At 63.0% G+C, this 25671-nt stretch carries 23 protein-coding genes; 11 read left to right on the forward strand and 12 right to left on the reverse strand.

The annotated features are described in order from the left end of the window. The first annotated feature begins 121 nt into the window (after window positions 1-121). Window positions 122-1291: an MFS transporter gene (locus WHT83_RS20825; protein WP_406872274.1), complete on the forward strand. Its 1170-nt coding sequence runs from the start codon at window positions 122-124 to the stop codon at window positions 1289-1291. On the opposite strand, the gene WHT83_RS20830 is transcribed toward WHT83_RS20825, so the two are convergent. The 10 genes from WHT83_RS20830 to WHT83_RS20875 all read right to left on the reverse strand — a co-directional run bounded on the left by WHT83_RS20830 (window position 1288) and on the right by WHT83_RS20875 (window position 14146). Beyond that, entirely contained in the window at window positions 1288-2388 is a 1101-nt protein-coding gene (locus tag WHT83_RS20830; RefSeq protein ID WP_318764091.1) for an AraC family transcriptional regulator, read from the reverse strand. The genes WHT83_RS20825 and WHT83_RS20830 overlap by 4 nt on opposite strands. Window positions 2389-2613: 225 nt before the next feature. Further along, the gene (locus tag WHT83_RS20835) at window positions 2614-3645 is read right to left on the reverse strand and encodes an AI-2E family transporter (protein ID WP_108607461.1); all 1032 of its coding nucleotides are present in this window, start codon (window positions 3643-3645) and stop codon (window positions 2614-2616) included. Between the two features lie 75 nt (window positions 3646-3720). Then, window positions 3721-4095 (reverse strand): Kazal-type serine protease inhibitor domain-containing protein, encoded by a 375-nt coding sequence (locus WHT83_RS20840; protein WP_183260082.1) that lies wholly within the window; start codon window positions 4093-4095, stop codon window positions 3721-3723. A 108-nt stretch (window positions 4096-4203) separates the two neighbouring features. Further along, on the reverse strand, window positions 4204-4707 hold the full coding sequence (locus WHT83_RS20845; RefSeq protein WP_183260080.1) for a DUF1269 domain-containing protein: 504 nt from the start codon (window positions 4705-4707) through the stop codon (window positions 4204-4206). Between the two features lie 111 nt (window positions 4708-4818). Beyond that, window positions 4819-5424 carry a hypothetical protein gene (locus WHT83_RS20850; protein ID WP_406872275.1) on the reverse strand — a complete coding sequence of 202 codons (606 nt, stop codon included), beginning with the start codon at window positions 5422-5424 and terminating at the stop codon, window positions 4819-4821. A gap of 8 nt (window positions 5425-5432) precedes the next feature. Next, on the reverse strand, window positions 5433-8525 hold the full coding sequence (locus WHT83_RS20855) for an efflux RND transporter permease subunit (protein ID WP_406872276.1): 3093 nt from the start codon (window positions 8523-8525) through the stop codon (window positions 5433-5435). Continuing rightward, window positions 8522-9622 (reverse strand): efflux RND transporter periplasmic adaptor subunit, encoded by a 1101-nt coding sequence (locus tag WHT83_RS20860; protein WP_406872277.1) that lies wholly within the window; start codon window positions 9620-9622, stop codon window positions 8522-8524. The genes WHT83_RS20855 and WHT83_RS20860 overlap by 4 nt, the downstream gene beginning before the upstream one ends. A gap of 75 nt (window positions 9623-9697) precedes the next feature. Beyond that, window positions 9698-10942: an arginine deiminase gene (gene arcA / locus WHT83_RS20865; protein WP_108607456.1), complete on the reverse strand. Its 1245-nt coding sequence runs from the start codon at window positions 10940-10942 to the stop codon at window positions 9698-9700. A gap of 19 nt (window positions 10943-10961) precedes the next feature. Continuing rightward, window positions 10962-12395, reverse strand: a complete 1434-nt coding sequence (locus WHT83_RS20870) for a basic amino acid/polyamine antiporter (RefSeq protein WP_406872278.1) — start codon at window positions 12393-12395, stop codon at window positions 10962-10964. Between the two features lie 320 nt (window positions 12396-12715). Then, window positions 12716-14146 carry a basic amino acid/polyamine antiporter gene (locus WHT83_RS20875; protein ID WP_406872279.1) on the reverse strand — a complete coding sequence of 477 codons (1431 nt, stop codon included), beginning with the start codon at window positions 14144-14146 and terminating at the stop codon, window positions 12716-12718. A 214-nt stretch (window positions 14147-14360) separates the two neighbouring features. On the opposite strand from WHT83_RS20875, the gene WHT83_RS20880 reads away from it, so the two are divergent. From WHT83_RS20880 to WHT83_RS20915, 8 genes are read left to right on the forward strand one after another with little or no spacing between them, the layout of a single operon-like run. Next, the gene (locus WHT83_RS20880) at window positions 14361-15506 is read left to right on the forward strand and encodes an alpha/beta hydrolase (protein ID WP_108607453.1); all 1146 of its coding nucleotides are present in this window, start codon (window positions 14361-14363) and stop codon (window positions 15504-15506) included. Window positions 15507-15550: 44 nt separating this feature from the next. Then, window positions 15551-16021 (forward strand): Na+/H+ antiporter subunit E, encoded by a 471-nt coding sequence (locus WHT83_RS20885; protein WP_406872280.1) that lies wholly within the window; start codon window positions 15551-15553, stop codon window positions 16019-16021. 1 nt (window position 16022) lies between these two features. After that, entirely contained in the window at window positions 16023-16274 is a 252-nt protein-coding gene (locus WHT83_RS20890; protein WP_245439860.1) for a monovalent cation/H+ antiporter complex subunit F, read from the forward strand. Window positions 16275-16276: 2 nt separating this feature from the next. Then, window positions 16277-16519, forward strand: coding sequence for a hydrogenase subunit MbhD domain-containing protein (locus tag WHT83_RS20895; RefSeq protein WP_406872281.1), 243 nt, complete (start codon window positions 16277-16279; stop codon window positions 16517-16519). Between the two features lie 2 nt (window positions 16520-16521). After that, on the forward strand, window positions 16522-16863 hold the full coding sequence (mnhG, locus tag WHT83_RS20900) for a monovalent cation/H(+) antiporter subunit G (RefSeq protein ID WP_318764085.1): 342 nt from the start codon (window positions 16522-16524) through the stop codon (window positions 16861-16863). After that, window positions 16860-17549, forward strand: coding sequence for a hydrogen gas-evolving membrane-bound hydrogenase subunit E (gene mbhE, locus WHT83_RS20905; protein WP_406872282.1), 690 nt, complete (start codon window positions 16860-16862; stop codon window positions 17547-17549). Before mnhG ends, mbhE begins: the two co-directional genes overlap by 4 nt. 15 nt (window positions 17550-17564) lie before the next feature. Beyond that, window positions 17565-17933 (forward strand): sodium:proton antiporter, encoded by a 369-nt coding sequence (locus WHT83_RS20910; RefSeq protein WP_406872283.1) that lies wholly within the window; start codon window positions 17565-17567, stop codon window positions 17931-17933. Next, the gene (locus WHT83_RS20915; RefSeq protein ID WP_406872284.1) at window positions 17927-21022 is read left to right on the forward strand and encodes a complex I subunit 5 family protein; all 3096 of its coding nucleotides are present in this window, start codon (window positions 17927-17929) and stop codon (window positions 21020-21022) included. Before WHT83_RS20910 ends, WHT83_RS20915 begins: the two co-directional genes overlap by 7 nt. Window positions 21023-21105: 83 nt before the next feature. On the opposite strand, the gene WHT83_RS20920 is transcribed toward WHT83_RS20915, so the two are convergent. Further along, a complete protein-coding gene (locus WHT83_RS20920; protein ID WP_406872285.1) occupies window positions 21106-22392 on the reverse strand; it encodes an alpha/beta hydrolase in 1287 nt (428 codons plus the stop codon). A gap of 22 nt (window positions 22393-22414) precedes the next feature. After that, complete coding sequence (locus WHT83_RS20925; RefSeq protein ID WP_406872286.1) at window positions 22415-23077, reverse strand: esterase/lipase family protein; 663 nt, start codon at window positions 23075-23077, stop codon at window positions 22415-22417. 786 nt (window positions 23078-23863) lie between these two features. Here WHT83_RS20925 and WHT83_RS20930 point away from each other — a divergent pair. Both WHT83_RS20930 and WHT83_RS20935 read left to right on the forward strand, forming a co-directional pair. Then, window positions 23864-24163, forward strand: coding sequence for a hypothetical protein (locus WHT83_RS20930; RefSeq protein ID WP_108607442.1), 300 nt, complete (start codon window positions 23864-23866; stop codon window positions 24161-24163). A gap of 77 nt (window positions 24164-24240) precedes the next feature. Beyond that, window positions 24241-25437, forward strand: coding sequence for a succinylglutamate desuccinylase/aspartoacylase family protein (locus tag WHT83_RS20935; RefSeq protein ID WP_406872287.1), 1197 nt, complete (start codon window positions 24241-24243; stop codon window positions 25435-25437). Window positions 25438-25671 lie beyond the last annotated feature (234 nt).

A 25671-nucleotide genomic window follows, 5' to 3' on the forward strand; every position in this document is an offset into this window, starting at 1 on the left:
ATCGATGGAATTTCTGAACAGCAATCAACAAGTTCGCCACCTCGCCGTCTGTACTAATGCGCAGATGGATGGCAGCCTCGCCAAAGATGTCGGATGCTCATGACATCATTGTTGAGGGTGAATGCCTGCTGGCCTGCGTTTTTCGCTGCTGTATGCCGCGCTGTTCTTTGAACTCGGCATCAACTTGCCATTCTTTCCGGTGTGGCTGCGTTCGCAGCACCTCGATGATGGCCGCATCGGCATCATATTGGCCATGCCGCTCCTGGCGCGCGTTCTTGCCAACCCGGTGGTCACGGCTGTCGCCGACCGGCAGGAGCGCCTGAGTGGCGCGCTTCTGATATGTGCCGCGGCGGTTGCGATCGGCACGCCCCTGCTCGGGGCAACAAGCACCTTCCTGCCGATCCTGCTGCTCGTCGCAGCGATCGGCCTCGCGCAGGGTCCGCTCATCGCCTTGGCCGACGCCGTCACGCTGCGCGCCACGCGCACGACAGTGCCGGCCGTTGACTACGGACGCGTCAGGCTGTGGGGTTCGATCGCGTTCGCCATGGCCAACATTTCCGGTGGCGTGCTGCTCTTGTGGTTCGAGCCGGATATGATCATATGGCTGCTCACCGCCTCGGCCTTGCTGACGACCCTGACCGCCTTGACCGTCGCAAGGCTGCCGTCGACGCGCCACAGCGAGCGCCACGCCTTTCGACCAAGCGGCAGCGCCGGCCCCCTTATCGTCCTCGTCGTGATTGGAGCGGCCTGTGTTCAGGCAAGCCACGGGCTGATCTACGCCTTCGGAACGCTGCACTGGCACTTTACAGGCATCGGCAAGGGCATGACAGGAATGCTCTGGGCCTTGGGGGTAGTTTCGGAGATCGCCGTGTTTGCAATCGCCGGGCGTCTCGTCGGCAATGCCAGAGCTGCGATGTTCCTGCTATTGTTGGGGTCTGCGGTCGCGACCGGTCGCTGGCTGTGCATGGCATTCGACCCCAACGTCGAACTGCTTGCCGTTTTCCAGCTTACCCATGGCTTCACCTTCGGCGCCACACATGTGGGAAGCATCGTGGTGCTGGCCCAGTTGGCTGCGCCCGCGATGCAGGCGCAGGTCCAGGGATGGCTTGCCGGCGCGTGGGCCGGCCTGATGGCGCTGCTGACCGCGCTTTGCGGTCAGGTCTATGCCGGCTGGGGCGAGCGGACCTACCTTCTCATGGCTGGCGTGGCAGCGACCGGCATGGTGCTGATCGCGGTTGCCGCGCTTTCCGTCGGGCGCAGCCGGCGCCAGCTGCAAGCTCTCGAAACCTAACTCTGCAGGCGCCTGAGAAGATGGCCGAGCCGCTCGACCGGTTCGAGGGAGGCCAGGTCGGCGACCGGTCTCGCCGGTATGGCGCCCAGGCCGCGTGTCCTGACTTCGCTCGGGCTGTAGCCGAACTCACGCCGAAAGGCCCGGCTGAATTCCGCGCCATCGTTGAACCCGCGCTGCTCGGCGATCTCGAAGATGCGCCGAGTCTCTGTCGGGTCGGCAAGCTTCGAATGAGCATCGACCAGGCGCCGGTGCAGGATGTAGCGCATCACACCACCGCTGGGCTCAAACAGGCGATAGAGCCTGGTGCGCGAAATGCCGAGCGCACGGCACAGCATGTCATTGTCAAGGTTCGGGTTGTAGAGATTGGCATTGATGTATTGCCGCGCCCGCTCCAGCAGCATGTTCGAAACCGGTGCCCTCGCCTCGTCGAGATGATCGGGTGAAGGCGCGATGCAGGCCAGGATCATGGCGCGCGTCGCTGCTGCCACGCCGGGGAGGTCGGCAACCGTCAACGTCGGCAGGCGTTTGGCAAGGCCGACGATGTAATCGGCGAGCAAGCAGCCCATGCCGCCACCGAGGGTCGAGAACTCCGCCAGGCTCAAGGCGCCGGAATGCTCCTGGAAGAAATCCCTCGGGATGAGCAGCATCAGCATGTGGCTGTCGGTGACATGCCCGTCGAAAGGCTGCCCCAGGGAATGGAGCTGTACCGCGCCGACGCCGCCGTCAAAGGCCCGGCTGCCGGCGACGGTGCTTGCCGCCCCATCGAGGAACAGCGTCATCATCCAGTGATCGAGCGTGTCCCGGCGCACATGATTGGGCAAGCTGGCGAAGTTCAGCGCCCCGGTGCTGATCGAGGTGAAGGCGAGGCAGCCGAGGTCCCAGATCACCTGCCTGCCATCGATCACCTCGGGCGAGTTGCCGGTTGGCGTGAGGTCGAGCATCGTCGCAAAGTTATGCCGCCAGGCGTCGAACTGGTCGGCCCGCGCCACATCATCGGTCGAAAATTCGAAATGAGGAATAGGCCCGTCGTGCTGACCGGCCGAGGCGAGAAAACCATCCTGGTTCTCCGGCGCAAAGCTTCTACCAGCAGCAACCATGCCAACCCCCTCGTTGGGACGCGCATCTCGTCCCGGTGGCGTTTTCAGGAGCCGTCAGCGCTGGCTTGAGACTTAGGTCCCTGCTCAAGCTGGCCTAGGAGACACCTGCACTCATGATCCTTCGCGTGCACATATCATAGCGCGCGCGAAGGTTTGTTCAACGAGGCCGAAACATGACGGTTAATGCCGATGGTTGGCCGGTAGGCTGCGACAGGGACGGCCGTCTCAATCCTTGCGCTCGACCTGCGCCTCCAGCTTCTCTGTCTTGCCCGACGCAAGGAGTGCTGCGATCCAGCGGGACGATGGTGCCTGGGCGCAATAGACGATGAAGGCGATCAGGATCGGCACGCCGATGAAGGCGCCCGAGATGCCCCACATGAAGCTCCAGAAGAACACGGCGAAGATGACCGCGAAGGGTGATATCGCCAGCGAAGCCCCCGTGAGGATCGGTTCGAGATAGCTGCCGATCATGAACTGGATCAGGTTGAGACCGATGAACACTACGAAGGCCATCTGCCACGACTCGAACTGCGCGATCGCGAACAGGGTCGGAAACATGGTCGCGAAGAACGGTCCGAGAAACGGAATGTAGTTGAGCGCGAAGGCAATGGCGCCCCAAGCCGCCGCGAGCTCCAGCCCGGCCACCAGTGCAAAGCCCCAGACCACGAGGCCTGTCAGCACGCTGGCGAAGGTGCGCACCGCCATGAAGCGGCGCAGCTTGATGCCGATCTCGCGATTGGCGGCGCGAATGCGGGCGCCATATGGCTGGGCGGCGGGAGATTCCAGGCGCCGGTTGAAGTCCTCGACCTCGAGCAGTCCAAGCATCACCAGCACGAAGACCAGCAACGCCAGCCCGGCAAAGCTGTTCAGGCGGCCGGCAATGCCCTGGGTGAAACCAACCAGCCAGTTGACGTCGAAGCGGTCGGCGAGCGGCCCAGCAACAGCCACGCCGCGCTCTTCCAGCCATTCGGTCCAGTCGACGTAGATCGCCTGGAACCTGCTGGCATTGACGAACAGCCATTGGCCGAGCCGACCGAAGCCCCAGACCACGGACGAGCCGACGGCGACAACGATCGCGATCGTAGTTGAAAGCGTGATGAACAGTGCCAGCAGCCGTGGCAGGAACCGCTGAAGCGCGGCCTGGATCGGCCAGACCAGGGCTATGATGAACAGCGACACCACGAGCGGAACGAAGATCGCATCTCCCACCCGCAGCAGTGCGAGCACCAGGATGCCGGTGGCAAGATATGCGTTCATGCTGCCGTTGCCCCGCCCCTGCTGCCCATTTCCCGACTTCAACTGCCTCGATCGGATCATCTGGATGCACTGTCGTCAACGGCAGCGGCCTTCATGCACGACCCGGAAATTGTCGGCGCGCGCCAGGCAGCTGTTGGAGAAGGTGCGCCACCTTGCGCCGCTGACGGCGCAGACCGGCAGATAGATCGCCGGGCAGGCAGTCTGCTGCTGCTCGGGCCTGCGGCACTGGCCGTTATGGATCACGCGGAAGCCGTCGGCGCGAGCCATGCAGGAATTGGAGAAGGTACGGGTGCGGTCGCCGCGCTGTCCGCATACGGGCGCATATTCGAATGTGCATGCCTGCGGACGCGACGGGCCAGGACCGGGGCCCGGCGACTGGGGAACGCAGGCCGTCAGCATGCCCAGAGCCATGAGCAGCAATGCGGCAGGATTTGCAAACAGGCGGTTCATGATGGCCAACTCCCCTGTGTCAAACAATCAAACAACCGGTTCCGCGCAGCGTGGCGGCGGATGCAACGGGCCTAGCTGCGGCCCGCTGCGATGTCCAGGCTAAGACCCTCAGCTAGCCGGCGCGGCAGATGCCTTCTGCAGGGCGTCGCGCAGGGCCTGTTCCTTGGTTTCGTCGAGAGAGGTCTTGAGCACCACGCCGCCGAAGCCCGCGATCTCTTTCAGCACCTTGTCGGCGGTCATTTCCTTGACCAGCACAAACAGCGCGCCATTGCCGGGCTGCAGGCTGCCCGAAAGCTCCTTCATGAAGGCGTCGTTGATGCCGAAATCGCTCATCGCACCGCCAAGCGCGCCAGACGCGGCACCAACGGCGACACCGAGCAGCGGGTTGAGGAACAGCACGCCGACGAGCAGGCCCCAGAAGCTGCCTGAGACGGCGCCGGCGGCCGTGGTGTTGACCAGTTGGTTCAGCTTGATCTTGCCGGCATCGTTCTTGGTTGCGATGACCGCGTCGCTGAGCGTGATGAGATATTGTTTCTGCAGCTCGAAAAGGCGCTCGCGCACTTCTTCGGCCTTGGCTTCGGTCGGGTACACGATGACGATCAGGTCAGACATGGTAACTCCTTTTGCTTCAAGATCGGACGATGCGAAGCGTGTTGCACAGCAGCATAGCCTGCGGGCAAGAGCCGGGGATTAGCGGTGCGTCCCAACGCTTTGCATTGCGTTTCATTTTGAGCGCCTCGACTTAAGGTCAAGACCCTCGCCGCCCGCCTTGTCGTAGAAACTGACGCTCACGCGGGCATCGGCCAGGCGCCGGTAGAGTCTCTTTTTTTGGGCTATCGGCCACCAGTCGTAGAGAAATATCTCGAGCGGGCGCCACAGCGCCACCCAGCCGACGATGATGAGACCTTCCTCGACGAAGTGCCCGATGCGGCCATAGGATGTGAGGGCGACAAACACCTGGCCCAACAGCAGGCAAAAGCCAAGCACGCCAAGCCCGATCAGCAACGCCCGTCGGCCGATGCGGAACTCATCGGACAGTTCGCGCGCCACGACGCCGGCGCGGTAGCCGAAATAGTTGGACAATGACGCGTCGAGGCCACGAACCTCGGCACTGTCGGCTACCGCCGCAGGCAGGTGGATCCTGATTTCCAGCGGCCGGTCGGCGGGCAGCTCACTTGCCCAGCCGCAAATGTACTCGTCCGCGTCTCGCGCCAGATCCCGTTCCCTGAACGGAAACGGGTCCATCGTCTCGAACAGTTGCGACGCGTCCTCGAGGCGGATTTCAATGGCACCGCCCTGCCCGTCCGCCGGAAAGTCATCGGTCTCCATGCGAATGCTCAGGCTGGCACACTGGCAGGCTGGGCCGTTGCCTGCGGTGCAGGCGATGCCGGCTGTTCCTCCGGAATGCGGAACCAATGCACGTAGAGAGCAGGCAGGAAGATCAGCGTCAGCACGGCGGCCACCACCAGACCGCCGATGACGGTGAAGGCCAGCGGCGCCCAGAACGGATCGCGGATGATCGGCAACATGCCGAGAATGGTCGAACCCGCGGTCAGGAACACCGGACGAACGCGCTCGGCCGTGACGTCGATGACGCTCTGCCAGCACATCCCGCTGCTCTCCAACCGGTTGTCCATCTGGTCTATGAGCACCACCGAGTTTCGCGTGATCATGCCGATCAGGGCGATCATGCCGAGCACGGCGATAAAGCCGACAGGAATGTTGGTGATCAGCATCACCAGCACGACGCCGATCAAGCCAAGCGGCACCACGCTGATGACGAGCAGCAGCTTCTGGATGCTCTGGAGCTGGAACATCAGGATGATGACCATGACGATCGCCATCAGCGGGATCATCTCCAGCACCGATCCCATGCCGGTCTCGGCGCCTTCGACCGAGCCGCCGACCTCGATCCGGTAATTCGGATTGTCGTGGCGCAGCTTGTCGATCGCAACAGAGGCCTGGTCGACGACGCTGTCGGCCATCACGCCTTCCGCTACGTCGGCCTGCACTGTGATCGTGGTTTCGCGGTCGCGCCGCCAGATGATCGGCTGGGTGGTGCGGTATTCGATGTTGGCGATGCTGGCCAGCGGGATCGTCTGGTTCGGTCCTACCGGGATCTGCAGCGAGCGCAGCGTTTCGACATTCGCACGCTCGTCAGCCGCGGCGCGGGCAACGACGTTAACCAGGTAGATGGAGTCGCGGACCTGCGTGATCGGCAGGCCTGATGCCGTGGCAAACAGCGTCTGGCTGATGGCGGCCGAGTTCAGGCCGACGAGGCGCGCCCGATCCTGGTCGACTTCGATCACCACCTTCCGGATCGGCTCGTTCCAGTCGAGATTGGGCGTGATGACGCCGCTGACATTGCCGACGGCGTCGGCGACCTTCCAGGCGAGGCTGCGGACACCGGCGACATCGGAGCCGATGACGCGATACTGGACCGGCCAGCCCACGGGCGGCCCCATCTCCAGTGGCGAGACACGGGCGATGATGTCGGGGAACTGCTGGTCGAGTTCGCTTTGCAGCCTTGCCTGCAGGCCGTCGCGCGCCTCGACGCTCTTGGCGATCACCACCGCCTGGGCACGGAACGGCGCCGGCGCCTGGATGTCCATGGGCAGGTAGAAGCGGATGGCATCCGAGCCGACATAGAAGCTCCAGCTGACGACGTCGCTGTCGGTGGCGAGCAGCTTTTCGACCCTGTCCACCTCGGCCGAAGTCGCCTGAAGCGACGCACTTTGCGGCAGCACCAGTTGCAGCATCAGTTCCGGACGATCGGAAGGCGGGAAGAACTGCCGCTTCATCAGCGGCGCAGCAAGCAGCGCCACGACGAACAGCGCGACCGTGCCGGCGACGACAATGTAGCGCATGCGGATGCAGGCAAGGAGTAGCTTCTTGAAGCCTCGCGCCAGACCGCCCTCGCCCCTGTTTCCCGACTTTGCGCCCGACTTCAGCACCGCCAGACCGACGATCGGCGTCAGCAGTACCGCGATCAACCAGGAGACGATGAGCGCAACGGCAATGACCACGAACAGCGAACGCGCATATTCGCCCGATACGCTGCGGGCGAGCCCGACGGGGATGAAGCCGGCGATGGTGACAAGCGTGCCGGCAAGCATCGGAAATGCCGTCGAGGTATAGGCATATGACGCGGCTTTTACGCGGTCGTAGCCTTCGTCGAGCTTGGCCATCATCATTTCGACCGCGACCATGGCGTCGTCGATCATCAGCGTCAGCGCGATGATGAGCGCACCCAGGGACACGCGTTGCAGGGCGATACCGCTGATCTCCATGGCCAGGAAGGTCATGCACAGGACGAGCGGGATCGAGACCGCAACGGCGATGCCGGCGCGGAAGCCAAGCGCCAGGAAGCTGACGCCGAGCACGATGATGACGGCCTGGGTCAGCGAGACGGTGAAGCCCCTGATGGCGCTGGTGACGACCTCCGGCTGGCTCGCGACATGGACGAGGTCGATGCCGAGCGGCAGGTCGTGCTCGAAGCGGGTCATCACCTGCTTGATGTTGCGGCCGAGTTCGAGAATGTCGCCGCCTGAGGCCATGGAAACGGCAACGCCGATGGCGGGCTTGCCCTTGACGCGGAACATCGGCTGGGGCGGATCGACCGTGCCGCGCGTGACGGTTGCGATGTCGCCCAGCCGCACGAAACCCGAGGAGGTCGGGATGTTGATCTCACGGATGTCGTTTTCGTCGCGAAGGTCGCCCGACACTTCGAGGATGGTGCGGTCGGTTGCCGATGTCATGGTGCCTGCCGGCATCACGGCATTCTGCGCCTGGATGGTGCTCATCACCGTTGCCGGGCTGATGCTCAGGCTTGCCAGGCGCTGGGTCGAGAACTCGATGTAGATGGTCTCGTCCTGCGTGCCGAGCATCTCGACCTTGCCGATATTGTGGACACGCAGCAGCCGGCTGCGCGCCTCATAGGCCCAGTCGCGCAGCTCGCGATCGCTGAAGTCGGTCGACTGCAGCGCATAGATGATGCCGAAGGTGTCGCCGAACTCGTCGTTGAAGAAGGGGCCGCGCACGCCAGCCGGCAAGGTGGCCTGGATGTCGCCGACCTTCTTGCGGACCTGGTACCAGATGTCGGCGACCTCATCCGGCGCGGTCAGATCCTCGAGCGAGACATAGATGATCGACTGGCCAGCACTGGTCAGGCTGCGCAGCGTGTCGAGCCGCGGCACTTCCTGCAGCGTCCGTTCCAGCCTGTCGGTTACCTGGTCGACCGTCTGCTCGATGGTGCCGCCCGGCCAGACGGCGTGAACCAGCATAGTCTTGACGGTGAAGTCGGGATCTTCGCTGCGCCCGAGGTTCAGGAATGAAAATGCCCCGGCGATGGCGCCAAGCACCATCAGGAAGACGATGAGCCCCTGCCGCTTGATGGCCCATTCCGAGAGGTTGAAGCCGCCCTCGTTCATTTGGCAGCCCCGAGCAGGCGCACTGACATGTCAGGGCGAAGCTGCTGCACGCCGGCCACCACGACATTGTCGCCGTCCTGCAAGCCTTTGGCGACGAGGAAGTCACTCGTTTCGAAGCGATGGACCTCTATCGACACCAGCTTCGTGGTATTCGTCTTGGGATCCACCACCCAGACGGCCGGCTGGCTGCCCTGGTTGAACAGGGCCGTCATCGGCAGCCTGGCAACCGGGTTACCGGCAACCTGCACGGTGCCGCGCACGGCACTGCCGAAGCGGAAGTCGTCAGGCACCGTCTCCAGCCCGACCCGGACCGTGAAGTTGCGGGTCACCGGATTGGCGACCGGAGAAATCTCGCGGACGGCGCCGATTGCCTTGCTGTTTGGATTGCTGAGCAGGCGCGCCTCGACGCGGACATCGCGGCTGGCCGACTGGATGGTCGCCTCCGGCACCTGGAAGACCGCGTCCTTGTCGACGAGTTGCGCGACACGCACGATCATCTGCCCGCCACCGACAACCTGGCCGACATCGCCGCCCACCGCGGTGACCACGCCGGCGGCGTTGGACTTCAGCACGCGGTTGTCGAGATTGTTCTGGGCGACGCGCACGGCGGCCTGCGCGGCGTCGACGCCTGCCCGCGCGGCGTTTGCCTGGGCGGTCGCCGCATCAAGTGCTGCGCGGCTGATGGTGCGCGGATAAAGCTGCTCCTGCCGCCTGCGCGTCTGGTCGGCATTGTCGAAATTCGATTGCGCCGCAAACAGATTGGCCTCGGCCTTGCGCACGGCATCCTGGGCGTCTTCGGTGTCCAGCCGCGCCAGAACGGCGCCGACCTCGACGCGGTCGCCGACATCCACGTCGCGCTCCCTGATCTCGCCGCCCTGCCGAAAACCGAAATTGGTTTCGGTGCGCGGCTGCACGTCGCCGACGAGCGAGCCGAACGTGTCCTCGGCACTGAAGGAAACGGCAACCGTCTTGACCGGACGCGGTGGCAGTTCGACTGCCTCCTCCGCCCGCTGGCAGCCGGCGACAAGCAGCGAGGTTGTGGCTACAGCGGCTAGCCCAAGGAGGCGCCTGCTGGTGGAAGACGGACGTGATGCCATTTCGGGTTCCTCATCGACCCAAAACCAGCGCACGGCTTTCGCCGAACGCTGGAGGGACAAGCACAGACGATGACGTCAGTAGTCGACTGCGTCGCGGATGATCGGGCAGGTCATGCAGTGACCGCCGCCACGGCCCCGGCCAAGCTCGGCGCCGGTGATGGTGATGACCTCGATGCCTTCCTTGCGCAGCAGCGTGTTGGTGTAGGTGTTGCGGTCGTAGGCGAAGACGACGCCGGGCGAAGCGCAGACGAGGTTGGCGCCGCTGTCCCACTGGGTGCGCTCGCGCATGTAGTCGTTGCCGCCGGTCTCGACGACGCGCATCTTCTTGAGGCCGAGCGAGTCGCGCACCGTCTCGACGAAGCTGCCCTTGTCCTTGTGCAGTTCGACGCCGCCATTGCCGTCGGGGCGATAGGAGAAGGCGGCGATGCCGTTGACGATGTCGGGATAGAGCAGCACGCAATCGCGGTCTGCGAAGGTGAAGACGGTGTCGAGATGCATCGCCGCGCGCAGCTTGGGCATCGCCGCAACGATGACACGCTCGGCGGCTCCCTTCTCGAACAGGGCAGCGGCAACCTGGCTGATCGCCTGGCGCGAGGTGCGCTCGCTCATGCCGATGAGCACGTTGCCCTTGCCGATCGGCATGACGTCGCCGCCTTCGAGCGTTGCAAGTCCCCAATCCTTGGTCGGGTCGCCCCACCAGACATTGACCTTGCCGGCGAAGTCGGGGTGGAACTTGTAGATGGCGGTGGTGAGGATCGTCTCCTCGTGGCGAGCCGGCCAGTAGAGCGAGTTGAGCGTCACGCCGCCATAGATCCAGCACGTGGTGTCGCGGGTATAGAGCGTGTTGGGCAGCGGCGGCAGGAGATATTCGTTGACGCCTGCCGCGTCGCGGATCAGCACCAGCTGTTCGCCGCCGACGGCCTCGGGGAACTCATGGGTCGAGAGGCCGCCGATCAGGGTTTCGGCAAGCTCGCGATCAGTGAGCCCTTCGAGATAGGAGCGGACTTCGTCGAGCAGGCCAAGGCCGATCTGGTTCGGCGACACCTGATGGTCGAGGATCCACTTCTTGGCCTCGGGATTGGCAACCGTTTCGGCCAGCAGGTTGTGCATCTCGACCACCTCGACGCCGCGGTCGCGCATCTTGGTCATGAAGTCGAAGTGGTCGCGCTTTGCGTTGTCGACCCAAAGCACGTCGTCGAAGAGAAGATCGTCGCAATTGGAGGGCGTCAGGCGCTGGTGGGCTCGGCCGGGCGCACACACCATGACCTTGCGAAGCTGGCCAACTTCCGAATGAACGCCGAGGGGAGTGCCGTTTGTCATGACGTTTCTGCCTTTCTGTTCAATGTGTGATGGTGCCGGTCAGCAGACCGTAGACGCCGACCAGTCCGGCAATCAGGGTGACAGCGAACACGATGAGCTCGGTTGGGGTGAACAACTGCAGTTTCTGTTCGCGGCGTGCCCAGAAGTAGAGGATCGTACCCGGCACGAAGAGGACGGCGACGAGCAGGACGTATTTCAGTCCGGCGGCGACGAACATGAAGATGGTGTAGATCGCCGCTATCCAGGCGATGACCTGATCCCGCCCACGTTCGCCCTGGGATGTTTCGTAGCCTTCTCCGCTGCGCGCAATCAGGATGCCGTAGCCGGCGACCAAAAGGTAAGGCAGCAGCGCCGTGACGCTCGTCATGTCGAGCATGAAGTTGAAGGCGTCGCGGGACCAGTAGGTGGAGATCACGAACAGCGACACGACGATGTTCGTGAGCCACAAGGCATTGGCCGGCACCCGATTGCCGTTCTGGGCGGCGAAGAGCTTCGGCATGTCGTTGGACTTGGCGGCGGCAAAGAGCACTTCGGCGCAGATCAGCGACCAGGCGAGGTAGGCGCCCAGCACCGACACCAGGACACCAATGGAGATGAAGACGGCGCCCCAATGTCCGACAACGGCCTCGAGAACGCTCGCCATCGAAGGCTGCTGAACGGCCGCGATCCCCGATTGCGGCATCGCTGCGTAGGGCAGCAAGGTCACTGCCACCATCAGGCCGGTGACGCCGACGAAGCCCAGGATCGTTGCCCTGCCGACGTCGGAGCGTTCCTTGGCGAAGCGCGAATAGACGCTCGCGCCTTCGATGCCGAGGAAGACGAACACGGTGATCAGCATGGTGTCGCGCACCTGAGCGATCAGCGTCTTGGCCGGCATGTCGGCGCCGCCGAAGAAATTCTCGGAGAACTGGGTGTAGTTGAAGGCGACGACCAGCGCGAGGATGAAAACCAGGATCGGCACGATCTTGGCAATCGTGACGATGGTGTTGATGAACGTGGCCTGCTCGACGCCGCGCAGGATCATGAAATGGAATGCCCAGATGCCGATCAGCGACACGATGATTGCGGTGGCGCTGCTGCCGTCGCCGAACATGCCAGGGAAGAACCGCCCCAGCGTCGAACCGATCAGAACCCAGTAGAAGACGTTGCCGAGGCAGCTGCCGAGCCAATAGCCGAAGGCCGACAGGAACCCCATGTAGTTGCCGAAGCCCGCCTTGGCATAGGCGAACACGCCGGAGTCGATGTCCGGTTTCTTCTCGGCCAGCGCCTGGAACACCCGCGCCAGCATGTACATGCCGGTTCCCGCGATTGCCCATGCGATGATGGCGCCGAACGGACCTGTCGCTGCACCGAAGCGGCCGGGCAGATTGAAGATGCCCGCACCGACCATCGATCCCACGACCATGGACGTAAGTGCAAACAGCGACAGCTTCTGATTATCGCTTGAAGCCATGGTCCCCTCTCCTGGCAGCGAACCCATGTCCGCGATCGAGATGCGAAAGAAATTCAGGATCAACTATAGGATTGCAGGGGTGGGGCTGTGATCAGCATGGAATCCCATGTCTATGCTCCGCGTCCCAAAGTTGTGCAGCGCAAAGGATCAGGAACCGAGGCCGCCATCCGGAAAAGATCGCGCCAATCAAGCAGATGCTCGAATACCGTACAGTTGCTTCTGAGAATGCGCTGCAGGTCGCGGCCATGCCGGGCGTCTTGCGCCTGCGGCGTTGCAACTACCAAGCGACGGGCATGCGCAGGGACTGCTGTCGGCCTTGGCTAAACAACGATGAGACCTGTGGCGATGCCGTAGATCGCAGCCGCCGCGCCGACAGCCGCAACTACGAACATCACCGTCTCCACAGGCGTGAACACCCTGCGCCCCTGCTCCATGCGCGCCATGAAGAAGAGGATCGTGCCGGGCCCGTAGATGGCAGCCGAGAGCAGCAAGTGCTTGGCGCCCGCCGCATAGATGAGGAAGGCCGTGTAGACCAAGGCGATCGCAGCAACGGCGAACTCGCCACGCCGCGCGGCCGGGTCTTTTTCGTAGCTCTCGCCGGTCCAGGCCAGCTTGAAGCCGTAGGCGGCGACCAGAAAATACGGAATGAGGATCATCGAACTGGTCAGTTCGAGCGCCAGCCGGAAGGCATACTGGGCAAAGAGCGTAAGGATCAGGAAGGTCTGGACGACCGCATTGGTGAGCCACAGCGCGTTCGACGGCACGCCATTCTTGTTCTCATGCGCGAGGAAGCGCGGCATGGTTTCGTTGCGGGATGCAGTGAACAGGATTTCGGCCGCCAGCAGCACCCAGGACAGGTAGGCGCCGGCAACCGAAATCAGCAGGCCGACGCTGACGAACTTGGCGCCCCATGGCCCCACCACCGCCTCCAGCACGCCAGCCATCGACGGGTTACGCAAGGCTGCCAGATCGGGGCGCAGCATGACGCCGTAGGACAGGATCGTTACCAGCACGAGCAGGCAAAGCACCCCAAGGAAGCCGAGCAGCGTCGCCACGCCGACGTCGCGGCGGTTGCGGGCGTAGCGCGAGTAGACGCTCGCGCCCTCGATGCCGACGAAGACGAATACCGTCACCAGCATCGTGCCCCGGACCTGGCTTGCGACGCTGCGGAGGCTGACGTCCTCGCCGCCCCAGAAGTTGGCGGCGAAGATGTCGGCGCTGAAGCCGTAGATGACGAAGACGATGAACAGGAAGATCGGGATGATCTTGGCAAAGGTGACGATGGTGTTGATCGCCGCCGCTTCCTTGACGCCGCGCAGGATCAGCGAGTGCACGGTCCACAGCAGCATCGACGAGATGACGATGGCCGTGATGGTGTTGCCGTCGCCGAACACCGGAAAGAACAGCCCCAGCGTCGACTTGATCAGCACGAAATAGGACACGTTGCCGAGAAGGGCCGCCGACCAGTAGCCGAGAGCGGAGAGAAAGCCGAGATAGTTGCCGAAGCCGGCCTTGGCATAGGCGTAGATGCCGGCATCGAGGTCGGGCTTGCGGCGCGACAGCGTCTGGAACACGAAAGCCAGCATCAGCATGCCGACGCCGGCGATGGTCCAGGCGATCAGGGCACCGAACGGCCCGGTCTCGCGACCGAAGGCCTGCGGCAGCGAAAAGATGCCGGCGCCGACCATCGAGCCGACGACCATCGCCATCAGCGTCCAGACCGAGAATTTCTGCTGAGTGGCTGAGTTCATCGAATCGTGTCGTCACCAATTTTTTTGGCCAGCGGCAGCCCCGACAAGTCCTTCCGCCATGACGGCAATCTAGCCCGAGCCCGGCGGCCATGTGATTGGCATGGAATCCCGAGGATATGCTTGGCGTCCCAATCCTTGGCCTCGGCCTGCTTCGCCGGTTGCCGCCACGCGGATTTGCTGCTTCTGATCGCGCGTAAGCTTGCTGGATCGAGGCATGTCGGCGAAGCGTCTGTTTTCCGTTCTGTTGATGGCAGTGCTGCTCGCCGGCTGCGGTGGCCCACGCGCCGTGCTTGGCCTTGGCGTGACGACCGACCAGGCCGCGTCCGCAGCGGTTGTGCCCGTCTACGTCGCCACCACACGCGCCCGATCCGACAACCTGTCGCTGCCCTATTCGGCCCAACGCTCGCAGACGCTCAATTTCGCAAAATTCGACGTCGGCATCCCCAGGAACCACGTCGCCGGCGACGTCGAAAAGACCGGCCGGACGCCTGATCCGGCCAGGCATTTCGTGGCCCAGAGCTACCAGCAGATCGCCAGCCGCAAACAGTTCGTCGCCCAGCTCGATGCCGCCCTGGCCCAGCGCCCGCCGCAAGAGCGCGAAATCTTCATCTTCGTGCACGGCTACAACAACAACTTCGCCGACAGCGTCTTCCGGGCCGCGCAGATCGCCCATGACTACAATGTCCGCGCGGTCACGCTGCATTATGCCTGGCCCTCGGGCGGTGCCTTGCCGCTCTATGTCTACGACCGCGACAGCACCGTGGTCGGCCGCGGCGGACTGGCGGAAACGATCGAGATCGCGGCGCAGACCAAGGCAAACCGGGTGATACTCGTCGGCCATTCGATGGGCGCCTATGTGGTCATGGAAGCGCTGCGAGAGCTGGCGCAGACCGGCCGCCGGCAAGCCCTCAAGCGCCTCGGCGGCGTGGTGCTGGCAGCGCCCGACATCGACATCGACGCCTTCCAGAGCCAGGTCCGCGACATTGGCGAACTGCCGATGCCCTTCGCCATCGTGGTATCACGTCGCGACCGGGCGCTCAGCATTTCCCGGCGCATCGCCGGCGGCCACCCGCGCGTCGGCAGCGGCTCCGACATTGCGCTGCTGCAGCAGAAACACATCACCGTGCTTGACGCGTCCGAGGTCGATGGCGGCTCGCACAACATTTTCGCCAGTTCGCCGACGCTGATCGCCTTTGCCGGGCAGAGTGGACTTTTGCGTCGCCTGATCGAAGGCGACGACGCCAGCGCCGGCGAGACGCTGCTGGCCGACGGTGGCTCGGCCATCGAAGGTGCCGCAGCACTCGTCATCTATCTGCCCAGCCGCATCCTCGGCGGCGTAGCACTTGCGGGTCGCCTATGAACGAACAGGCCCCGACCGATGGGAAAGGAATCAGTGGCCTACCGGTGCTTTGGCTGCTGCTCTTCATCCTCTGGCTTATCGTCAACGCCTCGCTGGCAACGCCAATCCTCATCACCGGCGCCGTCATTTCCTTTGCCATCGCCTTGATTTTCGCGCGCCGCAGCAATGTCTGGCACATCGCTGTCACGCCGCGCAGCGCCTGGCACTTCCTTGCCTATACCAGCGTCTTCTTCACCGAGCTGGTGAAGGCCAATCTCAACATGCTGCGCTATGTCTATTCGCCGCGCATCGACATCCACCCCGGCATCGTCAGGGTCCGCATTCGCTTGAAGTCGCCGATCGGTAGGCTGGCGCTGTCCAACTCGATCGCGCTGACACCCGGTTCGCTGGTCATGGACGTCAGGGGCGAGACGATGTTCGTCCACTGGCTCGACGTGAAGAGGACCGACCCGGACCAGGCAACCGAAATGATCGTGGCTCCGTTCGAAAAGCACCTGGAGGCGGTGTTTGGCTGACATGCTGCTTCAGATTGCCGGCGTGCTGATCTTCTTTGCCATCGTCTTCGGCGTGGCAAGGCTGGTGATCGGCCGCACCGCAATCGACCGTGTCGTCGCCATCGACATGCTGACCGTGGTGTCGATCGCGCTGATCGCGCTCTACGCACATCTGTCAGGCCGTTTCGTCTATATCGACGTCGCCCTCGTCTACGGCCTGCTCAGCTTCCTCGCCGTACTCGCCATCGCCCGCTTCCTCGAAAAGGGGCCGTGACGATGCTCGAACTGCTCGTCATCCTGATCTGCGGCAGCATCCTGGTCAGCAGCGTGCTGGCCGTCTGGCTCGACAACCTGATGGCAGCAATGGTGAGCGCCGGGCTGGCGAGCCTGTTTGCCGCAGTCTCCTATGTGCTTCTCGCCGCCCCCGATGTCGCCATGGCGGAAGCCGCAATCGGCTCAGGCCTGTCGACGCTCATCTTCCTCTATGCGATCCGCCGCACCGGCGGCGGCAGGGAGTGACCATGGAGCTGACCGGCAGCATCCTGGTGCTAACAGGCGCCTTCTTCCTGTTCTCAGCCGGGCTTGGCCTGCTGCGCATGCCCGACACCTTCACCCGCATCCAGGCCGGCACCAAGGCCTCGACACTGGGCAACATTCTGGTGCTCGCCGGGCTCGGCTTCTATCACCCGGACTGGGCGCTCAAGCTGCTGGTCGTTGCCTATTTCGTGCTGATGACCAACCCGCTCTCGTCGCATGCGCTGTCGCGAGCGGCGCACGCCATCCGCACGCCGATGGCGCCGTCGACCATGGTCGATGCGCTGCGCGAGGAAGGCGACCGGCAAGGCAACGGGGACGCGTCATGAAGGCGGCCTTTTCCCTGCTCGCAGTGCTTTTGTTCGGGGCGGTCTTCGCCGGCATCGTCGGCGGCTATGCCGAACGCGAAAGCGTGTCCGCGCTCGCGGAACAGTATCTGGCCTTGGTGCCGCGCGAGCTCGGAGCGCCCAATGTCGTCACAGGCATCCTGATCACCTATCGCGGCTTCGACACGCTCGGCGAAGTGGCGGTGCTGTTCATGGTCGCCGCCGGCGTCGGCGTGCTGTTGGGCGGCAAGGATACCGCGACGGCTTCAGAACCCGGTAGGGAGCCGCGTCGCCCGAGCGAACTCGTCGGCAACGGCGCCGAGATTATCCTGCCGCTGATCTTCCTGTTCGGCGCCTATGTCATCAAGAACGGCCACCTCTCGGCCGGCGGCGGCTTCCAGGGCGGTGCGGTGGTCGCCTCCGGAACCATGCTTCTGATGCTCGCCTTGCCGGCAACGAAGCTCAATCACGGCTTCCTCAGCGTGACGGAATCGCTTGCCGGCGTCGTCTATGTCGGCATCGGCATCCTCGGGCTGGTGTTTGCCGCCGGCTTCCTCGACAGCCACATCCTGCCTTTGGGTGAATTCGGCACGCTGATCAGCGCCGGCGCCATTCCGGTCATTTCGGCGCTGCTGGGCGTCAAGGTCGGCGCCGAACTGAGCGTCATCATCGACCGTTTTCGCAACTGAACGCAGGAAGACGCCATGGGCCTGCCTGTCTCCACGCTTCTCATGACCACCGGCTTCCTGCTGGTGCTGATAGGCATGTGGGGCATCCTGCGCCACCGCAACATCCTGCGCATCATCATCGGCTTCAGCCTGTTCGACACCGGGCTGCACATCGTCATGGTGGCGACCGGCTACATCACCGGCGGCACGGCGCCGATCATCGACACCGCACTTGGGATCGAGCAGGCGACCACGCGGGCGGTCGATCCAGTACCTTCGGCCCTGGTCGTGACCGCCATCGTCATCGGCTTTTCGGTCACCGCCATCATGCTGGCCTTCGCCATCCGCATCCACGACGCCAGGAAGACACTGTCCATCGACGCGCTGACGGAGTCCAAATGGTAGAGGCGCTGTTCCAGCCGCTGAACATCTTCCTGCTCGGCCTCGGCGGCGGCTTCCTCATTCCCCTGCTCTACCGCATCGCCAAGCCGTTGCCGGCACTGGCCTTCATCACAGCCCTCTGCGGCATCGCCGCCGTCTCCGGCGTCAATTTCTGGGCACTGCGCAACGGCCAGCCAGCCATCGAGGTTTATACCGCAGGTGCTACGCCGCCGATCTCCATCAACCTGCGCTTCGGCGCATGGGAGGGCTTCTTCACCTTCTGCGTCAACATCGCAGCGCTGCTCGGCGCCTGGCAGCTGTGGCCACGGCTGCGCGATAGTTACGCAGCACTGCTGCTCTACCTGATCCTCGTCATGGGCATCAACGGCATGGTGATGACCCGCGACCTGTTCAATCTGTTCGTATTCCTGGAGATCGTGTCGATCGCGACCTATGGTCTGCTCGGGCTCGAGCGCGGCCCGGCAGCGCTCGCCGCAAGCTTCAAATACATCATGGCGACCGTACTCGCCTCGTCGTTCCTGCTGCTCGGTTCCGTGCTGCTCTACCATGTCACTGGCACGCTCAACATCGACGAGCTGATCGAACGCCGCGAACTCATCGCCGGGCCGATCGGCGCCACGGCGCTGATCTTCATCCTGGCTTGCCTGATCCTCGAACTGAAGCCGTTCCCGGCCAATGGCTGGGGCCTCGACGTCTACGAGACGGCACCCGCAGGCATTGCCGCGCTGGTATCGGTTGGCGTTTCGGCCGGCGTGTTCTTTGCGCTGCTCAAGCTCCTGCCACTGTTCGAAAACCACCTCTCGCTGATCGCCATCGCCGGCGGCGCAACCTTCCTGTTCTCCAACCTCGTCGGGCTCAAGCAGACCAACGTGCAGCGCATGCTGGGCTACTCCTCCATCGCCCAGATGGGGCTGATGATGCTGGCGCTGGCCTTGCTGCAGAAGCAGGGTGCCGCCGCCTCCATGCCGCTGGTCATCGGCGGCCTGTTCTCCAACCATCTCTTCGCCAAGGCCGGGCTGTTCTGGCTCGCCGGTGCGGTGCAGAGAACGGAAGTCGCAGGCTGGTCGACTATCGCAGGGCGGCCTTTTGTGCTGCTCGTCTTTGCACTTCTGCTTGTCGCCATTGCCGGCCTGCCGCCCTTCCCCGGCTTCTGGGCCAAGTGGGAGCTGGTCATGCAGCTTTCCGGCGCCCAGCTCTATGTCTGGATCGCCCTGATCCTGCTCGGCTCGCTGCTGGAGGCCGCCTATATGTTCGGCTGGTTCAAGCAGGCGACGCGGGCCATGCCCGGCGATCTGCCGGTATCCTTCGCGGCGCGTGACCTGCTGCCGGCCGCAGGCGGTGCAGTGCTGCTGGCCATCGGCAGCTATCATGCGGCCCAACTCGCCGGTGCCGCCTCGCTCTGGCTGTTTTCGCCGCTCATCATCGGCATCGTGCTTTACGCGCTCGACTGGCTGCCGGGGCGCGTCAAATGCTGCCTGATGCTGCTGGCCGTGCTCGGCGTGGGCAACTGGCTGATATCTGAAACAACAGGCATGTCAGGGCTTTTTGCTACAGTGCTCTTGGGCGGCGGCCTGGTGGTGGCCTCGGCCGCGCTCTACAGGCAAGATTCCCGCCCCGGCTATTATCCGCTGATGGCGGTGCTCTTGCTTTCAATCGCTACGATGATGCGGGCGCAAACCAGCCTGGAGTTTTTCTTCTCCTGGGAACTGATCACGTTGTCGTCCTACTTCATGATCGCGCAGGGCAGGCATGCCCATCCCCATGCCCTGCCCTTCCTGTTGTTCTCGCTGTCTTCAGCCTTTTGCCTGCTCGCCGGCTTTGCGCTCGCCGATGCGGCCAACGGCACCTCGCTGCTGCAGGCGTTCCGGACAGGCGGGACGGACGCTGCTTCCGCCTTTGCGCTGCTGGCGCTCGGCTTTCTCATCAAGGCCGGTGCGATCGGCTTCCATGTCTGGCTGCCCGGCGCCTATGCCGAGGCCGACGACGACCTCTCGGCAATGCTGTCGTCGGTGGTCAGCAAGGTCGCCATCTTCGGTCTGTTCATGGTCACCTATCTCGCCATCCGCTCGCAGGTCGGGCTGGAGCTTGCCCATCTCATGGGCTGGATTGGCATGCTGACGACGGTGATCGGCGCGGCCCTCGCCTTCAGGCAGGACGACGTCAAGCGGCTGCTCGCCTATTCGAGCATGAGCCAGCTCGGCTACATCATCACGGCAATCGCGCTCATGAGCCATCTCGGCTGGGTGACGGCACTTTACCTCGTCGCCAACCATCTGATGGTCAAGGGCATCCTGTTCCTGGCTGTCGCAGGCGTGATCCTGCGTTGCGACACACGCCGGCTCGAAGAGCTCGGCGGCCTGGCCCGCCGGATGCCCGTGACCTTTGTCGTTGCGGTCGTTGCCCTCGTGTCGATGTCGGGCCTGCCCCCGCTCGCCGGCTTCGGCGGCAAATGGCTTTTGCTCAGCGCCATGGTCGAGAAGGGCTGGTACGGGCTGGCGGCAGCAGGCATCCTGGCGACGCTCATCGGCCTGCTCTACATGTTCCGCCTCGCCCACGCGTTGTTTCTCGCGCCGCCGCAGGCTGCCGCCGTCCACGTCCGCGAAGCTCCGATGCAGCTTCTCCTGCCCCAAATCGTGCTTGTCGGGGCGATCCTCGTCCTGTCTTTCCAGCCCAAGCTGTTCATGGACCCGGTTTCGACTGCCATCGACCCCTATTTCGCCTCAACACTGGTCTGGGAGGGCATGTCGCTCGAGACGATCTACGGCTACTGGAACCCGGTTCCCGTCATGGCCGCCTCGATTGCCGGCGCCGGCGTTCTATTCCTGATCGGATGGACCGTTTACCGCCTCGACCAGGGCCGCACTGCGGCCAAGGGTATCGCCGAATTCTATCGCTACTACATCAAGATCTCGCAACCCTGGTCGGCGCCGCTGGCAACGAGGGCCTGGGAGAGTATCGCACGCCTTGGCACTGTCTCAGCCGAAGCAACGCGCAGGGTCTACACTGGCGACGGCCAGATGTATGTTCTCGTGGCACTCTTTTACGTGCTGTTTCTGCTGTCGGCCAATTTCATTGCTGGACATGCGGGCTAACTCGATTCCAGCAAGGCACGAGTGAGCTCCCGTCCAGAATTGCGTCAGCAACGCAAACAAGCGTTATTGTGGCTCATACCGGGTCAGCCGCCGGTTCCGGGGGAGATTTTTCCTTGCTGACGTAGCCGCGACACGACATGGGCAAGTTGATCGGGATAATCTGGCGTGAAGGTCCAGTAGTGAACCCCGGAGGCAGCTGCCGCGTCCATCAGGCCGCGCTCGCCGGGAGCCAGGTCATACAGCAGCGTGATAAGCACGTCGCTGCTGACCCACGGATCGTCATACCAGAATGTATGCGAGGTTCGGGACAGGCCGGGAATGTTTTCCGGCCTCACCCGAAGCAGTTCGAGGCCGTCGGCTCGTGCGCTTTGCAGAAGCCAGTTCGTGTCATCCGCATCAAGTTCTTCCATATCAGGCCTGCCTGCGCGCGATGCACGGTTTATTACCTGCGATAGCCTGAGCGCGCTGTCGTTGAGATTGGCCGAAACAGTGACGCGTTCGGCCACGTCCGCGTAATCGCGCATGTCGGCCACGAAACGTCGAAAATCGGCGTCCGGGGCGGCGTGATAAACCTCGCCGATACGCACCGGTTCGGCGTCCGGCTGCTTTGCCTTGCGCCCCGCCAATGCCAGGGCGTCGCTCCCGACCGTGCCGCCGGCGCTGTAGGTCAACACGTCGACCTTGTCAGCAATGGTGTGCTGCGACAGGAGTTCGACCAGCTTGGCAAGCTGGGGAGCCGCGCCAAAAGCGGTCACCATATCTCTCGGGTATCTCAGGAAATTTTCGGCCGTCGGCCAGGCGAATAGAACAACCACGGAGGTCCGGCCTGTGAAATGGCGGAGCTGCGCTGCCTGTCCCGCCGCACGTTCAACGGTGGTGTTGGCACCGTGGACATAGACAATGACATCGCGATCCTGGCTGGCGGCCAACGCTTGGTCGATCTTGTCGAACCAGGCCATCGCTGCGGGTGAAGGCGGCTGATCCGGCTCAATCGCCGCCTGCTCATTCAGATTGCTGAGATGGAGGAATGGCCGCCGGTCGTCGCTTGCACCGGTCGACCAGGCATAGATCCTGTCCCAGGTTGTACCTTCCTCGCCGATTCTGACCGTCGCCTCCCCGAGCTGCAGATCCCTGCCCGGGACGACTGCATAGAGGCGATCGTTGCGCGGTCCGACGGGAAGCCGGTTGGTAGCGTAGAAAAGGGCGATCTCCGGGTCTGACTTGTGCTCCGGATTGGTGGTGAAGGGACTTGAAAGGCCGCCGAGGAAAACGATCGGGGTAGGCATAAGGCGCATGGGCGGCTGGTAAAAGGATATGGCTATGGTCGCTCCGGCGACGACAAGGCAGAAGATTACGAGATAGCGGAACATCAATCCCTCTCAGCCGGAGTGGTCAGTTCCTCAACAAGCGCCGAAACAGCTCGCGCATGGTCAGGTGGTGGTCGAAATGTCCATCGCGCAGGAAGTTCAGAACCTGCGCGATGACCAATGGATTGTTCATCATGAATGTATGGGACGTCGGCAATACGATATGGTCGGCCATCCCTTCAAGCTTGGTGCTCTCGACCGAAACCTTGCCGTCATTGGGGCCGCTGAACAATTGGGAGAACGCGGGATTGGTCGATCTGTCGCCGGCAATGATGCCGAGATTGAAATCCGCCGGCCCGAGAGTGTTGGGAATGCTACCCGGATTGGTGCCAAGTTGCCGGCCTGCCGGTCCGGTGAGCATCTGTAAGATTGCGAGATCGCCGAATGCGTCGATGATCTCGGAGCCGCCATTTGGCGGACCCAGCATGACCACGCGGCCGAGATTTCCAGGTCTATGCTGCTGCAGCCAGGCCCGGACCAGGATTCCGCCGAGCGAATGCGTCACGAAATGGATGTTCCCAGGCTTCCCGCATCTGGCCACCGACTTGTCGACATGCGCGATCAGCTTTTCGACGGGAGCATTCAGGGACGGATAGCCATCATTCACCACCTTGAAGTCATTGGCCTCCAGGGCCTCCTCGATCAGAAGCAGAGATGGGGCCGAACGCCCAAGGCCATGAAGCAGCACCACGCAATCCTGCGCCGACGCACCAGACCAAAACAGAGACAACATCAATGCAAGCAAACAGCGCATGACCGTAAACAGAACCGTTTGCGGAAGTTGACAGGCCGCCGATCCTCTAGGTGGTCGACAAAGCGTCTACCGGCAAGGTGCGAGATAAGTTACCGGCCTGCCGTAGCGGTCGACCATCGGTCGTCCACGGCTGTCGACTCGCTGGAAACGGCACTGGCCCGGAGCGGTCCCGGCGCCAATCATGGCACCCGCCACGCCCCCGATTGCGGCACCCGCGACCGTTGCCCCGGTATTGCCGCCGATCGCCTGGCCAACCAGTGCCCCGCCTGTTGCGCCAATAGCGGCTCCGCCGAGTACACGTTCCTGGGGCGTATTGCACGCGCTCGTAGCCAGCGCGATCACAAGGAGAACCGCAACCTCACTCAATGTTCGTATCATCGATCGATTCCTCCACAACCGTGCACCATGCCGATTGCATGGCACCGACGACAATGCTGCCATTGCTTTAGTCGATTGAAACGTCGAAGTGATTGGCTGAGCGTCCCAATGCTATGCTCTGCGCCTCAATCGTAGCCTTTCGCGCGGTCTGCTGCCTCGCTGAAACGATCGAGTCGACTTTGCTCCATTTGGTGGGCGCCCATGGACGACGAAGGTTGGCGCAGAGTCCAGATACTATGCCTCACGTCCCAAAGACGCTGGCAGGCAAGGACAGCTTGTTGACAACAGGTTGGTGGAGGAACTGACATCGGGCAGATGTCGTTTGTGTAATCGAGGTTCGTCATGAAACGTTTGCTGGCTCTGGGTCTTGCGATCGGCCTTGCAATGCCGCTGGCGGCACCCACTCCCGCTCAGGCGGTAACCGTCAACATCACAATTGGAACCAGCCTGAATCACGGCCGGGCCATTTCTTGCAGCCAAGGCCAAAGGCTACTTCAGAACAGAGGCTTCCGCGATGTCCGACGCATAGACTGCCGCGGCAGGATTTTCATCTACCATGCCCGGCGTGGCAACAGCAGGTTTGAGATCGCGCTGAGCTCACGCACCGGGCGTGTGGTGGATGTTCGACGCATTCGCAGGTGATCCATTCCACGTTGCTGTCAGAAATCCTGGATGCGGGCCCTGCGCGCTGGTCTTGTGATGAAACACGGAGGCTTCCCATGACAATTGGCAATGACCAGAGTGTCGATCGTCGCGGCTTCATGATCGGATCCGTCGCAACCGTTGGTGCGGCAGCCGCACTCGTGACCGGAACTGCCCAAGCGCAATCTGGATCGACATCTGCCGGCTTGTCGGCCGCTGATGGAAAAGGCACCGTTTTCACGGGTGATACCATCAGCGGAAAACCGGTCATCAGTTCGCTCGATGTCGCCGACCTCGAGCCAGGCAAGAAGCACAGCTTCTATTTCCAAGGCGTGCAAATGCCGACGGGACAGCACTGGTATGTCTCGGTCATCGTAGCCAAGGGAAGTGCTTCCGGAAAAAGGCTTGGGCTGATCAGCGGGGTGCATGGCGATGAAATGAGCCCCGTCCACACAGTGCAGACAGTGATGAATGGATTGGATCCGACCTCGATGTCGGGGACAGTGATCGCGGTATTCGATGTCTCTCGTCCAGCCCTCGAGGGAATGGCTCGGAGATGGCCGAGCTCCGGACGCGGTATCGACCTGGTCGACATCAATCGCCAGTTCCCTGGCGACGAGAACGCCCCCGACGCACCGTCGCGACATGCCGGGCTGCTGTTCAACAGGCTGCTGCGGTCAAATCTCGACTACGCAATCGACTTCCATACAGCAGCTACCGGCATGGACATGACCGCATTTCATCTCGCGCGGATGGATTTGCCCGAGGTCCGCGCCATGGCGGAGTTGTACCCGATCGACCAGATCTTCGACAATGCTGCAGAGCCCGGTCTCTTGGCCAACGCCCTCATCGATGCCGGCATTCCTGCATTCACTCCGGAGATCGGTCGCCCCCGGATCCTCGACCACGACATGATTGCACTGTTTGTTGAGGGGACGACGAACGTCCTCAAACATCATGGCATCGTATCGGGACCGATTGGCAGGACGAGCAAGGACTCCAATGTCTTTGTCGCGGACGGGATGTTGCCTATCATTGCAACGCATGGCGGCTTTGTTGAGCTGTTGGTTGGCCTCAACGAAGCTGTTCAGGCCGGACAAAAACTTGCTGTCCAGCGAAACACATTCGGTGAAATCGTTGCCGAGTACAACGCTCCCCGGAGCGGTGAGGTTGGCGCGAGGCGTACCGACGCAACCGCTGAGCCAGGGACTCCAATCGTGTTCATGATCTTCGATAGCGCAAGCCCAGTCGGCGGCGATACACTGGTTGAATGAGCACAGCCAATTGGCGGTTTGTGCACCGGCGCCCCTTGCAGCGCCAAACAGTCCGCCAGGATACTTCCATTCCAAAAAGGCCCTCGATCTGGTGCGCGGGCAGCGAGCGCGAATACACTAAAATGACAATCTAGCTGGCGCACCTTCCAAGACAGGAACCGGGCGGCCAATGCCTTCCACCGGCCACCTGCGGCATACCCGGTGGAACATGGGTTCCTGTCCGGGATGATGCTG

The sequence above is a fragment of the Aminobacter sp. P9b genome (genome assembly GCF_045345995.1).
Lineage (GTDB): Bacteria > Pseudomonadota > Alphaproteobacteria > Rhizobiales > Rhizobiaceae > Aminobacter > Aminobacter niigataensis.